At 37.9% G+C, this 15636-nt stretch carries 15 protein-coding genes; 11 read left to right on the top strand and 4 right to left on the bottom strand.

What is annotated here, in order from left to right; genetic code table 11:
* Positions 1-2: 2 nt before the first annotated feature.
* A complete protein-coding gene (gene murA, locus JG735_RS05430; protein WP_201334070.1) occupies positions 3-1265 on the bottom strand; it encodes a UDP-N-acetylglucosamine 1-carboxyvinyltransferase in 1263 nt (420 codons plus the stop codon).
* A gap of 70 nt (positions 1266-1335) precedes the next feature.
* Between murA and JG735_RS05425 the strand changes: the two genes are divergently transcribed.
* From JG735_RS05425 to hypF, 11 genes are all read left to right on the top strand, one after another.
* Entirely contained in the window at positions 1336-1737 is a 402-nt protein-coding gene (locus JG735_RS05425) for a hypothetical protein (RefSeq protein ID WP_201334069.1), read from the top strand.
* Complete coding sequence (locus JG735_RS05420; protein WP_201334068.1) at positions 1734-2234, top strand: bifunctional 2-polyprenyl-6-hydroxyphenol methylase/3-demethylubiquinol 3-O-methyltransferase UbiG; 501 nt, start codon at positions 1734-1736, stop codon at positions 2232-2234. The genes JG735_RS05425 and JG735_RS05420 overlap by 4 nt, the downstream gene beginning before the upstream one ends.
* 8 nt (positions 2235-2242) lie before the next feature.
* Entirely contained in the window at positions 2243-2839 is a 597-nt protein-coding gene (locus tag JG735_RS05415; protein ID WP_201334067.1) for a TetR/AcrR family transcriptional regulator, read from the top strand.
* Positions 2829-3686: a hydrogenase gene (locus JG735_RS05410; RefSeq protein ID WP_201334066.1), complete on the top strand. Its 858-nt coding sequence runs from the start codon at positions 2829-2831 to the stop codon at positions 3684-3686. Before JG735_RS05415 ends, JG735_RS05410 begins: the two co-directional genes overlap by 11 nt.
* On the top strand, positions 3676-4887 hold the full coding sequence (locus JG735_RS05405) for a nickel-dependent hydrogenase large subunit (RefSeq protein ID WP_201334065.1): 1212 nt from the start codon (positions 3676-3678) through the stop codon (positions 4885-4887). The genes JG735_RS05410 and JG735_RS05405 overlap by 11 nt, the downstream gene beginning before the upstream one ends.
* 109 nt (positions 4888-4996) lie before the next feature.
* A complete protein-coding gene (locus JG735_RS05400; protein WP_201334064.1) occupies positions 4997-6223 on the top strand; it encodes a hydrogenase small subunit in 1227 nt (408 codons plus the stop codon).
* Positions 6223-7947 (top strand): nickel-dependent hydrogenase large subunit, encoded by a 1725-nt coding sequence (locus JG735_RS05395; RefSeq protein ID WP_201334063.1) that lies wholly within the window; start codon positions 6223-6225, stop codon positions 7945-7947. Before JG735_RS05400 ends, JG735_RS05395 begins: the two co-directional genes overlap by 1 nt.
* Before the next feature lie 10 nt (positions 7948-7957).
* Entirely contained in the window at positions 7958-8659 is a 702-nt protein-coding gene (locus JG735_RS05390) for a cytochrome b/b6 domain-containing protein (protein WP_201334062.1), read from the top strand.
* 1 nt (position 8660) lies between these two features.
* Positions 8661-9212 carry a HyaD/HybD family hydrogenase maturation endopeptidase gene (locus JG735_RS05385; protein ID WP_201334061.1) on the top strand — a complete coding sequence of 184 codons (552 nt, stop codon included), beginning with the start codon at positions 8661-8663 and terminating at the stop codon, positions 9210-9212.
* Positions 9196-10953 (top strand): hypothetical protein, encoded by a 1758-nt coding sequence (locus JG735_RS05380; RefSeq protein ID WP_201334060.1) that lies wholly within the window; start codon positions 9196-9198, stop codon positions 10951-10953. Before JG735_RS05385 ends, JG735_RS05380 begins: the two co-directional genes overlap by 17 nt.
* Positions 10953-13064 carry a carbamoyltransferase HypF gene (gene hypF, locus JG735_RS05375; protein WP_201334059.1) on the top strand — a complete coding sequence of 704 codons (2112 nt, stop codon included), beginning with the start codon at positions 10953-10955 and terminating at the stop codon, positions 13062-13064. Before JG735_RS05380 ends, hypF begins: the two co-directional genes overlap by 1 nt.
* Positions 13065-13068: 4 nt before the next feature.
* Here hypF and JG735_RS05370 read toward each other — a convergent pair whose 3' ends face one another.
* The 3 genes from JG735_RS05370 to JG735_RS05360 form a co-directional block, all read right to left on the bottom strand.
* On the bottom strand, positions 13069-13764 hold the full coding sequence (locus JG735_RS05370; protein WP_201334058.1) for a YaaA family protein: 696 nt from the start codon (positions 13762-13764) through the stop codon (positions 13069-13071).
* A complete protein-coding gene (locus tag JG735_RS05365; RefSeq protein ID WP_201334057.1) occupies positions 13761-14948 on the bottom strand; it encodes an NAD(P)/FAD-dependent oxidoreductase in 1188 nt (395 codons plus the stop codon). The genes JG735_RS05370 and JG735_RS05365 overlap by 4 nt, the downstream gene beginning before the upstream one ends.
* Before the next feature lie 87 nt (positions 14949-15035).
* Complete coding sequence (locus tag JG735_RS05360; RefSeq protein WP_201334056.1) at positions 15036-15581, bottom strand: hypothetical protein; 546 nt, start codon at positions 15579-15581, stop codon at positions 15036-15038.
* Positions 15582-15636: the final 55 nt, after the last annotated feature.

Here is a 15636-nt window from a genome sequence, read left to right as displayed (position 1 = left end):
TATCACTCACTCAAACGTTGAACAGATGCGCCAAGAGCATTGAGCTTTTCTTCAAGCTTTTCATAGCCCCGATCCAAATGGTATATTCGATGGACGTTTGTCGTTCCTTTCGCTGCAAGTCCAGCCAAAACCAATGCACTGCTCGCTCTTAAATCGGTTGCCATGACATCTGCACCCCAAAGTTCCGTCGGTCCAATTACTGTAGCAATATTGCCTTTGAGCTGGATATTGGCTCCAAATCTTTTGAGTTCACTCACATGCATAAACCGATTTTCAAAAAGCCGCTCTTCGATGATAGATGCTCCATTGGCCAAGAGAGCCAGGGCCATAAATTGAGCTTGCATATCGGTAGGAAAACCGGGATATTCAGAGGTGATGATCTCCACCGGTTCAATTTTTGATGCCGGATGAATTGTAATTGTTGTATCTTCTATATCGAGTGGGAATCCCATTTGGCGTAATTTCACTAAAACTGAATCGAGATGATGGGGAATGACATTGTTGATAGAAAGCGTGGAGTTGGTCATTGCTCCTGCACATAAATAGGTTCCAGCTTCTATACGATCGGGTATAACATGTATGGATTTCATCTCTAAAGACTCTCTGTTCGTTCCATGTATCACCAACTCATCACTCCCAATTCCATCAATCTCAACACCTGCATCTTTTAAAACTTCACACAGTTGTACAACTTCCGGTTCTTTCGCTGCATTGATGATAGTTGTTTTTCCTTTTGCAAGAGCAGCTGCCATTACAATATTTTCTGTCCCTGTGACAGTGATCTTATCGAAAATGATTGTAGAGCCTTGAAGCCCACGGGGCGCTTCCGCTATCACGTAACCGGCCTTAATGGTAATTTTTGCTCCCATCTGTTCTAATGCCTGTAAATGTAAGTCAATCGGTCTTTGACCGATGGCACACCCTCCGGGAAGACTCACTTCACATCGTCCGTACTTCGCCAGTATCGGCCCTAAAACCAAGATAGAAGCTCGCATTGTTCGAACGATATCATACGTTGCAACAGTCGATGTCAGTTTTGAAGCGTCGATCGTTGCCAAACCATCTTCATACTGATAAGAAGCCCCAAGGTTTTGGAGTAACCGAAGTAGTGTTTTGATATCTTGAACATCGGGGAGATTGTCTATTTGTACGCTCTGTTTCGACAAAATCGTTGAAGCAATCAATGGTAGTGCCGCGTTTTTTGCACCAGAGATTGGAACAGAACCTTTTAAAGTCTTTCCACCTTCAATACGAAGGAAATCCATCAAGATCCTTTTTTAAGGTAGATTATACTAAAATCTGCATTGATATTATTTAATATTTACAAGGTTATTCATGACCAACAATATTGAAAGACTCCATAAACTCGTAGAAAATTTTGTGAGTTACGAAAAGCTCAGACGAGAGAATAGTCGAAAACTCCGTTCACTATTTCAAGAGCTACAAATCGATCAGAAAGTCAATAACCTAGATACGTTGCTTAGTTTCTCCGCGATTAATGTTACAGGATTTTCTTTGCAAGAAGATAGTTTTTTAGCTATTCATCCAAAACGTTATATTCAAATTATTGGTATAGCAAGCGGCAAAAATGTTAATTTGCGCTATTTTGGCAGGAGTGAACAGGTAGATGAGCACTTACGAGAAAAAATAGCCGAATTTGTTCTCAGATGGCGCCTCGAAAAGAGCTTTTTAGGAGTAGACCGATACAAAAATCTTCTCAAAAGAGTCGAATCGTGAAAGGAAAATGGGACAGAAAATATCTTGCAATGCAAGAGCCCGATATCAACGAAAATGTTCAACAGTTCTTTTCTTTAGCTAAAAAAGGTAAAGCACTTGATATCGCCTGCGGGCTTGGACAAAATGCCAAATTTTTGGCACAAAACGGTTTCGAAGTGGATGCAGTGGATATATCAGAAGTAGCGATTGAAAAACTACAAAACCTTTCTAACATTCATGCATTTTGTCAAGATATTGATGCATTTGAGTTTAAAAAAGAGTATTATAATCTCATCATATGTACAAACTTTTTCGATAGATCCATTGCACAGAAAATTATTGATTCCTTGAAAAAGGATGGGATTTTCATTTGTGAGGTTTTTACCTATAAATCATCAATGAATCCAGCATTTGTTGCCCAAAAGAATGAACTGTGCCAACTTTTTTGTAAACTTGAAATTATCCATTATAATTTGACTCAAAATGAAACGAAAGCAATATTAGTAGGAAAAAAGTGAGGTAAAAATTGGCAAAAATCAACAAAGAGGATCGTAAAAAACAGATTATGGATACAGCTTTAAAACTCTTCAGCAAAGAGGGCTTTTTTGAAGTAACAATGGCCGATATCGCAAAGGAACTCCATATGAGTGTAGGCAATCTCTATAACTATTTCAATTCAAAAGACGCTTTGGCAAAAGAACTCATATTATACATTTCCAAACATTTAGCAGAAGAGATTCGAAAAATCAATATGATGCAGATCACTTCCAAAGAGAAAATCAGAAAAATCGTAGATTTCTATTTTCATACGGCTAAAGAACGACCAGAGTTTATAGAGTATTTCTTACGCATATATCTTTCCAATCGGGAAGTCTTTAAACATGGATGCGAAGGTATGATATGCGTCAGTCCATTTGTAACAGAGATTATGGTCTTTTTTGAGGAGGGCGTTCGTAATGGAGAGTTGAGAAATCAAGATTTTTTCAGTGCATTTGGACTTTTCATGGGATATCTCGGCGGCATGGTCTTTTTGATGGGGGAAGGACTTCTACCCAACGATATAGAGTTTTATTCGCAAGAAATCAGTGAAAATATTTATCGATCATTAAAAAATGAAAGCTAAAATAATATGGCTGCAAGGAGTTACCTGCAACGGCAACTCCCACTCATTTCTCAATCTACCTTCTCTAGCTTCGCTACTGCAACAGTTTGAATTCTTGTACCATCCTCTTTTTCCATCACCACTGCAACTTATGGATCTACATACAGCCGATTTTGATATTTTAGTTGTTGAGGGTGGCTTAAAACAGGGGTGGAAAAAAGGAGATAAAGATCTTTATGAACTCTTTTTTCATTTGGCACAAAAAGCAAAAAAAATCGTTGCGGTAGGAAGCTGCGCAGTATTTGGAGGAGTCTTTAAAGAGTTTGACCCAACAATTACTGGAGTCTTATTTGATAAAACCAAAAAAAGTAAACTATATGAACACTTTTTTAATAAAACCGTCAATATTCCAGGCTGCCCGGCTCATCCGGAATGGATCGCTTTTGCAATTGAAAATGACTCTTTTTCCTTAGATGAATACCATAGGCCAAAAGAGATTTTTGCCTTTACTGTCCATAGCGGCTGCACAAGAAACGAATATTTTGAATGGAAAGTAGATGCAAAATCCTTTGGAACAAAAGAGGGATGCCTGTTTTACGAGCAAGGATGCCAAGCTCCTTTTACACACGGTAGCTGCAATAGGATCTTATGGAATGAGATAAATTCCAAAACTAGGTCTGGAACGCCCTGTTTTGGTTGTACTGAGCCAACTTTTCCAAAAACCGGACTTTTCCATACAAAAACCTATATGGGGATTCCGGCCAATATGCCTTTAGGAGTTCCCAAAAGAGCCTATCTTACAATCACTGGTATAGCAAAAAGTTTTCAGATTCCAAGACTTACCAGAAAGCTCATCGATGAGAATTGAACTTTTGGAAAAGATAGAAGGTGAAGCTTTTTTAAAATTCCAAAAAGATAAAAAGATTATTACTGATGTAAAAGTCATTTTTCCCCATTATAGAGGAATTGAAGAGATTTTACGAGGACGAAATCCATGGGATGCACTTGTGATTAATCCTAGAATTTGTGGAATTTGCGGACATGCCCATCTACAAGCAACTGCCATGGTTTTAGAATCTATTTTTCAAATTACTATCACTCAAAAAGCCCAAAAAATTAGAGAGATTACAAGATTTTGCGAAATTATACAAAATCATATCAAATGGTTCTACCTTGTCATTTTTCATGAGCTTGGTATCCTATACGATTTTACAAAAGTACATCATCTTATTATTACGATCAACAAACTTTTAGCACTCTTTAGCGGGCAGTGGCCTCACTCATCCTATTGCGTAATTGGAGGAGTAACATGCGATCCTACCTCTTTTGAAATCTATCAAGCAAAAACGCTCATTCGACAGATCAAAGATCAATTCATACAACTTATTGGAGAGTTACATGATCCCCTCAATCTCACCAATGATTTGCAAAAACTCTATCATACACTTCAAGAAAAAGAGCTGCTCTTGGTTGGGAAGAGTCATGATCGTTTCATTACCTTTTCCCAAGACTCTCATGTATCAAATATTAAACTGCTACATGGACAAAAAAGAAAGACAAAGCTCACACTCATAGAAGAAAATGAGCAAAAAAGAAGTTATGCAAAAAATGTTACATACAACGGTAAATATTATGAAACCGGACCACTTGCCAGACTCATGCAGCAAACTGACCCATTTATTCGCTATTTTCATAGAAGATTCAAAGACAGCATCACTACAAGAATCATTGCTAGAATTTATGAAGTTTCCCTCCTTATAGAAAAAATTATCGATCATTTAGCAACGATCGATCTTTCTCAGCCAAGTGTCGTTGAATCCAAAATGCAAGATGGTACAGCAATCATAAGCATCGAAGCAGCTCGTGGTTCATTGATTCATCAAGCAACTATCCATCAAGGAAAAATTGAAACCTATAACATCATTACTCCCACTCAGTGGAATCTTTCCAATGGAACTTCCCAAAATCCTTCTGTCATACAAAAAGCAATCATTGGTACTTCAGATGAAAAGATTGCAAATCTCATTTTTCGAAGCTTTGATATATGTAGCGTTTGTACAACGCACTGAATTGGTCCCATTTTTATATAAGATCGAGAGAGAACAGCTCATTATTTAAAATTGTTATAAGTCCAATACGCTACAATTAAATGAATGAGTATTCAATCAAGGAGTGATAATGAATAGAGAACACCTTCGCTCGCTCTTTACAACTAAGAGTGCCCGGGTTGAGACAAACAGAGGTGAAGCCTACTATGCAAGACTCTATGAGCAATGCAAAGCAAGACTTGAAGAGCTTAAAAAAATTGAGCCACTTCGAAAAATCTCTATTAAAGAGATTTTGGAAGATGAGGGCGTTTCTAGAAGAGATTTTTTAAAATGGGCTAGTGCAACTACTGCAATGCTAATGCTTCCTAGCTCTTTTACCCCTCTTGTAGCAGAAGCTGCTGAACTTATGACGAGAGTACCTGTAATTTGGATAGAACTGCAAGATTGTGCCGGTAACTCGGAAGCTTTTATACGAAGTGATGGACCTAAGGTGGACGATATCATTCTAGAAATTATCTCACTAGAATTTCAAGAGACACTTATGGCTGCAGCTGGACATCAAGCAGAAGCGCAGCTTGAAGATGCGATGGAACATTTTAAAGGAAAATATCTTCTTTTTGTTGAAGGCGCTATTCCGGTAGGTCCTGGTAGGGAGTGGTGTACGATTGGGGCAAGTGGTGAAACTTTTGAAGAGCACCTAAAAAGAGTAGCCAAAGATGCAGCAGCGATAGTTGCAGTTGGAACATGTGCAACTTTTGGTGGTGTTCCAGCAGCTGCTCCAAATCCAACCGGTGCAGTGGGCGTCATGGATATCGTTAATGACAAACCAATCATCAATATTCCAGCATGTCCAGCAAATCCTGCAAATATGGTCGGAGTAATCTTACACTATGTACTTACTGGTCAAATTCCAGAGCTCGATTCACTGCTTCGACCAAAATTTGCTTTTGGATACAGAATCCACGATAACTGTGAAAGAAGGGCGCACTTTGATGCAGGAGAGTTCGTCGAAGAGTGGGGCGATGAAGGTGCGAAAAACAACTTCTGCCTTTACAAAATGGGATGTAAAGGTCCTATGACATTCAACAACTGTTCGATTGTTCGCTATAACGAATCCGTAAACTGGCCAATTGGTTCAGGACATGGATGTATAGGGTGCAGCGAGCCTGGATTTTGGGACAAATATGCATACGAACGACCAATGGCAGACGCAAATATAAAAATGGCTCCTGGTGGGGGAGTTGAAAAGAGTGTGGATGAGTTTGGACTGGGTCTTTTGACTGCTGCTGGTGTGGGCATTGCAATTCATGCGGCAGCAAGTGCAATTGCAGGTAAGAAAAGTGAAGGAGAAGAGTAATGGGTACTAAACATATTGTCGTTGATCCTATAACAAGAATAGAAGGGCACTTGCGTATTGAAGCTGTTATCAATGAGAATAATACAATAGTAGACGCTTATAGCTCTTCAACAATGTTTCGAGGAATTGAAGAGATTTTAAAAGGGCGCGATCCAAGAGACTGTGGTTTACTTGCTATGCGAATATGCGGGGTATGTACAGGAACGCATTATCAAAGAAGTATCGAGGCAGTAGAGCACGCTTTTGGTGTGACCATTCCAAAAAACGCGAGGCTTGTAAGAAACCTTATCCAAGGGGCACTCTATCTACATGACCATGTGGTGCACTTTTACCATCTTCATGCCCTTGACTGGGTCGATATCACAAAAGCATTGGAAGCTGATCCAACCAAGACAGTAAATGAAGCAAAAAAATGGGCAAATGCTGCTGGAACCACTCCATATGTTGCAGATAGTGCAAAGTTTAAGGAGGTGCAAGATCGACTCAAAAAATTTGTCAAACAGGGTCGGCTAGGTCTTTTTGCCAAAGGATACTGGGGCAATCCCCACTATAAACTAACTCCTGAGCAAAATCTCTTGGCAGTTACGCATTATCTGCAAGCTCTTGATTTGCAAAGAGACGCTGCAAAGATGATGGCTATTTTTGGTGGAAAAAACCCACACCCACAAAGTATTGTAGTTGGTGGGGTAACATGTGTACAAGATATTCAAAATCCTGCGCGAATTGCTCTGTATAAAGACTTGCTTAAAGGTTTCACTCGATTTATCAAAGGCGCATACCTTCCTGATATCTATATGGCTGGAACGATGTATGGTGATGAAGCACTCGATGGAACAGGAGCAGGACTTAAGAACTATCTTGTCTATGGAGGATTTAGACTACAAGACAATGGATTTTATAAATCTGAGCTTCTTTTCCCAAGTGGACTTGTGATTGATGGAAAATATCAAGAGTTTGATCAAGAAAAAGTGGCTGAAGATGTGACGCACTCTTGGTATAATGGCGATAAGCCGCTTCATCCTTTTGATGGGCAAACTATTCCAAACTATACAGGATTTGGTAAAAAGGAAAAAGGAATTGCCTATCTTGATACCAAAGGAAAATATTCTTGGATAAAATCACCTATATATGATGATACAAGGGTGGAGGTTGGTCCGCTTGCAAGAATGGTTGTAGGATATGTAAAAGGAGATAAAAGAATCAGCGAATATGTCAATAAATTCTTAAAAAATGCAAATCTTCCTGCAAAAGTGCTCTTCTCAACCGTTGGTCGAACTGCAGCAAGAGCGATTGAGACTGAAATGATGGCAGATATTATGTTTAATTGGGTTGATGAGCTTGCAGCCAATGTTGCAGCAGGAGACCTTTCAACATGGACAGAATTTGATTTTGATTATGTAAGTAAAGATGCTAAAGGGTATGGTCTTGAAGAAGCTCCAAGGGGTGCACTTGGTCACTGGGTAAAAATCAAAGATGGAAAAGTGGAAAACTATCAAGCGGTTGTGCCATCCACTTGGAATGCTGCGCCAAGAGACTATAAAAATAGAATGGGAGCTTATGAAGCAAGCTTAATCGGTACAAAAGTGGCAAAACCTGAGGAACCGTTGGAGATTTTAAGAACCATTCACAGCTTTGATCCATGTATTGCATGTGCAGTTCATATCGTAGATACAAAGGGGAAAAGCCTAGGTGAATTCAAAGTGAACACCTCTTGCTCAATTTAAGGGGGCAGCGATGAAAAAACAAAAGTATCAAAAAGTTAAAAGAATGACGCTCTTTATGCGTCTCAATCACTGGGTAGTGGCTCTGTGTATGGTAGCGGCAGTCATCACTGGCCTTTATATCGGCCATCCCTATTATCAAACACTGATCAGTGAACCGGCAGTACAAAAGTTTGTAATGGCATGGAATAGGTGGATTCACTTTTATGCGGCAATCATCTTTGATGTAAGCTCTATCGTCATTGCATATCTCTATTTTTTCAGCAGATTTGAAAAACCTGTTAAAAGACTCATTCCTAACGCTCAAAACATAAAAGAGTTTTGGGAGGTTTTTATCAATCTCATCACCCTCAATCGTGTAAAAAGATTTGACAGCAGTCATGAAGATAGTTTTCATGTGGTCTATTTCACTATTTTTCATCTACTTTTAGCCTGGATGCTCCTAACGGGACTTCAACTCTATGTACATGGTCTGGAATCTGGAATGAGTAGTATAGGATCCTGGTGGCCATGGATGCTTCATTTGGTCACTGATTGGACAGTACCTGTCTGTGGAGGTACGAAAATGGATGTGCGGTATGTGCATCATTTGACAATGTATTTTATTTTGGTTTGGATCATATTTCATATCTACTATGTGGTATGGAGAACGATCTTTTGGAGAGAGGGAGATATCGCTATAGTATTTAGCGGATACAAATTCAAAAGAGGTTGAGTTGAAAACGGCAATTATAGGTATTGGCAATATTTTGTTTATGGATGAGGGTATTGGAGTGTACGCTTCAAAATATCTCGAGGAAAATTTTGTTTTTGATGAGGATGTTGAAATCGTCGATGGGGGGACACTGGGATTTAAACTTATGCGCTACTATCAAGAGTATGATAAAGTGATTATAATGGATACGGTCTCCATCGAGGATACTCCAGGCTCCATATACAATCTCCCAAGCGAGGTTTTACTGGGGCTTGGAGAGTATAGAAAAACTGCGCATGAGGTGGAAGTTGTAGAGATGCTTGAGATTTGTAGCATGCTTGAATCTATTGCACAAGTAAACATCATAGGCATTGTGCCAAAAGATATCGAAAGTGTAGGTATTGGTTTAACCGATACCATGCGAAAATCTTTCGATCACTACATACAAACGCTTTTACAAGAGCTAGAAAGAAGCGGTATTCAATATCAAAAAAGAGCCAGTAAAACAGTTGACTCGATTATCTATGAGTATGCAAACCCCTCAATGAAAGAGTACAATGACCTTACGGTTTGAGTATCATTCCCATACAACATACTTTTTAAAACGCATCCAATCAATTGCAGATGCAACAGCTACACCAATTGCATACTCTATCGTTTTTCCTAATATTTTTGTAGATTTTAATGAAAATGTTGATGAGTTTACAAAAGCTTTGGACCAGTATCTTTATAATTCCATCTTTTTTAAAAATATCCAAATTTATGAAGAAAGCCCTTCCTCACAAGGCTCAATTGCACATATCCCATCCTCTATCGCTCTTTGTCCAAACTGCATCAAAGAGATGTTAGATCCATCTTCAAGAAGATTTTACTATCCATTTACCAGCTGCAACTCTTGTGGCTATCAAAGTAGCCTCCTTATCCACTATCCATTTGAAAGACCAAATACGCTGTTAAATTTTTTCAAACCCTGCAACGAGTGCCAAGAAGAGCTTAAAACTAATCCTTTTCGCAAAAACTATCCGCTTATTACCTGCATAGAGTGCAATATCCCTATCAAGCTTACCGATAAAAAAGGCTTAAAAGTTTTATTTGCCAATGAAAAAGAGGAGTTTAAACAAATTTTTGATATTGCCGCAAATGCACTCAAAGATGGGAAGAGGGTTCGCATAAAAACATTTAGAGGATATAAGCGATTCTATTTGGAAAAAGACAACAAAAGCTATCTGCTTATCAATCGTCTAAATGAAGAGTTTTTGGTTTTACCAATGGAAAAAAGAGCTCTTTTTAGCATTGAAAGACCGCAAATGTATCTTACTACAAGTAGCGGCGAAATAGTAGAAGCTGTGGGCGTATGGGACGGTTTTACAACCCTTTTTATGGCATCACTGGATGCGGATTACTGCTATTTTGATGAGAAAGAGGATGCGGATCTTTTTATTGATTTTGATCTTCCAATTACATTTTACGGAGCACCAAAATACTTTATCAATAAACACTTCTCCTTTTTTCGCCCCAATAGTGAATCTTTGTTTCCAAAATATTGCAACAGTTCCAAAACGGCTCTTATAGGATCTTTTTTACTCCATAACGGTATCATCGATAAAGTAGAACATTTTAAGGAAGTAGAAACAGACTCTATCACAGTATTTCAAGAAGAGCCCATAGAACACTCCTCCATAAGGGTACAAAACTTGGCAAGAGCCGTTTTTGAAAGCGTTCTCAAAGAGCATGGGATAACTGAGCCAACTGTTGGGGTCTATTTTTCCGATACAGTCAAGTTCTTCTATAAAAAACAAACTATAAAAGAGATCTTCGATTTTGGCGAGATAAAATTTGAAGCAAAACGAAAAGTAGTCGAGCAGTTCCAAAAGAGATTTCCCGAGCGTTACGAAGCTTTTGAAAAAGAGAATGATTTCATTTTAAAAGCAGCAAGAGTTATCGGATTTGATGGTGATTTTGACTCATTTAATAAACTAAGCCTCTCATTTGGAGGAAAAGGCGGAGTAAGTATTGACTGCAGGGTAGAGGAGAGTAGTTTTGATTACTCAAGTTTTTATGCATCTATCATGAGTTTCGTTTTGGCTGATGCTGATTCTAAACTCATAGCCTACTCCATTTTTGAATCATTAGGTGATTTTCTCAGTAATCAAGCTGTCTCAATCTATAGAGAAACAAAAGCCAGCCATATTGTTCTATGTGGAGCCTATATTGCAAACAGTGCATTTTTTAGCAGGTTTACAAGAAATGCCCCTATGACCAAGGTAAATATCGAGTATCCGATTGATAATGAAAGTGCTCTTTTGGGAGTGTAATGAGAATATTTGTCAAAGGGATCGTCCAAGGAGTGGGCTTTCGTCCCTTTGTCTACAAACTGGCCAATGAACTTGGACTCACAGGATTCATCCGTAACTGCAGCGATGGTGTAGAGATTGTTATAGAGGGTAAGAATGAGGAGCTTTTTCTAGAGCATCTTCAATCAAAACTTCCACCACTTGCCAAAATCTTTTCGTTGCATATCCAAAATACTCCAAAACAAAATTTCCAACAATTTACTATTATACAAAGCCAAGAGGGGCAAAAAGAGACTTTTTTATCCCCAGATATCTCTATTTGTGATGCGTGTTTACAAGATCTTTTTGATCCTCAAAGCAGACGTTACCGTTATCCTCTCATAAACTGCACCAATTGCGGTCCAAGATTTACTATCATAAAAGATCTTCCCTATGACCGAAAGAACACATCCATGGCCAAGTTTCCTATGTGCCAAGAGTGTCAAAAGGAGTACAATGATCCAAATAGTCGCTTTTTTCATGCACAACCGATTGGATGTAACAGTTGTGGTCCTAAACTCTTTTATGAATCATCGAGCGGATATGAAGCAATCGAAGCAGTTGCAAAGGATATTCTAATTGGCAATATTGTTGCTATCAAAGGAGTAGGGGGATACCATCTTGTCTGTTTGCCAAAATCTGCTCACAAACTCCGACAAATCAAAAAAAGACCTAAAAAACCGTTTGCTCTTATGTTTAAATCGATCGGGAAAATAAAAGAGGTCTGTCATATTAATGAATATGAAGAAAATCTTATTACATCCAAAGAGCGCCCTATTGTCATCGTCAAAGCAAAAAAATGTTTTAAAGATGTAGCGCCTGATATCGATAGGCTTGGCGTTTTTTTACCCTATTCACCTATTTACTATCTCCTTTTTTCTTTAATTGATTCGCCTCTTGTGGTCACAAGTGCAAATATTTCGGATGAGCCAATTGTTAAAGATGAAGAGAATATTAAAAGATTTACACAAAAGGTTTTATATTACGATCGAGAGATTATTCGAAGTTGCGATGATAGCGTAGTAGTCAGCGTAGATAAAAAACCTCTTTTTTACAGACTCTCTCGTGGATATGCTCCTAAAAGCTTTTTTGTTGATAAGAAACTTCCTTCCATCTTAGCTGTAGGTGCACGTCAGAAAAACACCATTGCTCTTAGTTTTGCAAACAGTATAATTCTTTCTCCTCACATAGGAGATATTAAAAATATTCAAAGTTATGAGTATTTTTTACAAGTGATTGAAGATTTTAAAACGATATACGATTTTTCACCGGAAGTTGTCATATGCGACAAACACCCGGGATATGAGACGACGCAATATGCAAAATCTTTGGATATTACAACTATCGAGATGCAACACCATTTGGCTCATATCTATGCTGCGAAGGCAGAGATGGAGCTTACACATCATCCTCTGTCACAAAATCTCTTTTTGGGCTTTAGCTGGGATGGAACCGGATATGGTGATGATGGAAAAGTGTGGGGAGGGGAGGTATTTGTAGGTGATGAAAGAAAATACCATTTTGACTATCTAAAGATTGCTGGTGGCGAAAAGGCTATTAAAGATATCAGGCTTATTGCTTGGAGTTTATTAAAAAAATATGGTTTTGAAATAGAAGACAAGCTCTTTCATCTTGCTTATGAAAAAAATATCAACTGCTTTGAAACGAGCTCCGTTGGAAGACTCTTTGATGCGGTTGCTTTTCTTGCAGGGCTTTGTACATACCAAGAGTATGAAGGCTATACTGGACTCTTGGTAGAAAAAGCATATCAGGCCAGAGAGGATCAATATGAGTTTTATATTCACGATGGAATCATTACAATAGATTTTCTATCCCTCATCAAGGATAAAAAAGCAGATATTCCTACGAAATTTTTAAATACTCTCACTGCAATTGTTGTCGAAATTGCAAAAAGAGAAAAACTCCCAGTTATTTTAAGTGGAGGCGTCTTTCAAAACAAAACGTTACTGGAAAATACGATCAAAAAACTGCAACAAAACAGCATCCCATACTTCTTTCCAATACAAATCCCTATAAATGATGGGGGAATCAGCCTAGGGCAACTCTGGTATGCTCTCGAAAACTATAAATGAACGATCAATGCTCCTCTATCTTCATTACCCATATCTCTTCACTTTTTTTGCTGATAATCTCTTTGAGCCGCAATCCTTCAAAAGAAAAATCTCTTAGTTTTTTAAAGCTATCGATTTGATTTTCGGCAATTTGACGAAGAATTTTCCCCCTGTATGCCTTTGCCCAGTGGCTTACCACTTTGCCATTTTTGATAAATTTCATCTTCAAAGAAAAGTTTGGTTTGTAAAATTTTTCATAATATCCAGCCCTCAAATCTAAAATCTCTTCATCTTGTAGCAAGTTTTTGCAAAGTGGGGCGTACAATTTCTCTGGTTTTATATCCCCAACTGCTTCGCCTTGTTTTAATTTGTAAAAGGGAATCAAATCCTTTGCACATAGTGGACCAAAAAGATTTGAAAAAATAATAAGGTGCTCATCAATGAATTCTTGATAGAGCGGATGGAGAGAGTCGTAATCAAGATACTCATACGCAACACCGATGTATCTTCGAACAGCTTTGAGGGTAGGGGTATGAAAAATATCAACATCCAACAACTCTTTTGTACCGAAAAGTTTCAATACCGCCTCTTTGCTTCCATGTTTTACAATTTCATCATATTTTTGCAAAATCGTTTCTCTATCGATATTAAAACAAAACTGCATCTTTTGATGATCACCACCTGATCGTTTCGCTTCACTTGGAGCAAAAAGAATCTTCATTTTTCTCCTTTACACGCCGTTAATTTTTCAAACCCCTGCTTGGCTTTCAATTTAAGAGGCCATTTATATCCTTTTTCTATCGCTTTTTTGCCAATCCAACCCAGAATCCCACTGATTTGAAAACCAAAAGGAGTTACTATTATCGCATATTTTCCACCTAGAGCAATGGCTAGTCCACGCAGTCTGATATCGGCTCTTTGCAAAGGTTGGTTGGAAATGGCCTGAAGGATATTTTTAGCGGCAATTACTCCACTTTGCTCAGCACTTTGTGCTGTGGGAGGAATAAGATTTCCTTCTTTATCTTTTAAAACTGCCACATCACCTACAGCAAAGATATTTTTTTCTACTCGCAAATACTCATCAACGACCAAAAATCCTCTCGCATCTTTTGTATATTCAAGATTTTGAATAAAAGGTGAGGGCTCAATTCCTCCGGCAAATATGGCAAAATCAAAATCTATCGTTTCTCCACCACTAAGTATCGCCTTTTGTTCTGTAATTTCATTGACATATTGAGGAACTAAAGAAACACCTAATTGTCGCAACCTTTTTACAGCCTTATCGCGTGTTTTCTGATCAACTCCTTTTAGAATATGTTTCGAAAGAAGTTGGATTTCGATATTTCCACAACTCAGAGCATTTTCTTTTACATATTGGTTGAAATAACATCGCATTTCGGCTGCTATCTCTACCCCACTCAAACCCCCACCAATGACAATGACTCGAAAACTTCTTTTCGCTCTTTTTGGTTCAAGTCTTGCAAAGAGTTCCTCTTCAAAATACTGTTTTATATGAAGAGCCGCACGCAGACTTTTGACACCCAAAGAGTGTTTTCCTTTTTTCTCAAATCCTTGCAAAAACTTTGTCACGCTTCCAGTTGCAATAACGCAATAATCAAAAGGATAAGTCCCTTCTTTGCATACAACTTGATCTTCTTTGATAGCAACCGCTTCATCGTGGATAAAATGAAAATTTTTACCAAAACTGGCAACCAATGTTGGCAAATAGATAAAACTCTCTTGAATTGGGATTTTCGAAGCAACAAGATCGTAACTCTCCGTTTGAAGATAGTGATAGGTGTGTTGATCAATAAGTGTTACTTCAATATTTTGATCATTTCTTGCAAACTCTTCCAAAGCCTTTATCCCTCCGTATCCACCGCCTATGACAACCACTTTTCTCATACTATTTCCTTTAATTTTTCACAATCAAAATTGAACTTAAACTCAGCCTCTTTGAGATAATAGAAAAAGTTTTCCCTTTTTATCCCTCTATATTTTGGCAATAAATCTTCCAATATAGCTCCAAAAATCGTAAATAAGTCCGTTTTGACTATTTTTTTGTAACTTCGAGATCCGTAAAAAATTTTTAAACTCTTTGTAGTAAACTTCATTGAGTCCATCTTCTCTGAAATAGGGTTTAAATCTTGAAAGATCCGGCATTAAAAGATTATATATTTTTCCTCCATAATCGAATGTTAAAAAATTGTATCCATCAAAAATATCTTTTTTTGGATCTTTTGAGCTTTCCAAGTAGATATACTCTTCATATGCTTTTGTCTCTTGACGGTTCAAGTACTCCTCTTCCATAAAAGCCGCAATTTTCTTTCTAAACATTTCATAATAACTTTTAATAGTAACATAATTGTAACCGCTTCGTCTCATACATTCATTGACAGAGAGATCTTTGCAAAAACACTCAATTATTTTCTCTTTTCTTGCTATTTTTGCTGGACTAAACTTTCTTTTACATATTTTGCATTTTCTATTGCCATTACCAAGAAGATAAGTGGGTGCATTACAATAGATACATCGCATGTAGTCCCATTTTTATAGAAGATAATACCATTTTTATTTTTATTTTACCAAACTA

Source organism: Nitratiruptor sp. YY08-10 (assembly GCF_016629565.1).
Taxonomy (GTDB): Bacteria; Campylobacterota; Campylobacteria; order Campylobacterales; family Nitratiruptoraceae; genus Nitratiruptor.
This window is presented reverse-complemented; position numbering and strand designations above follow the sequence as displayed.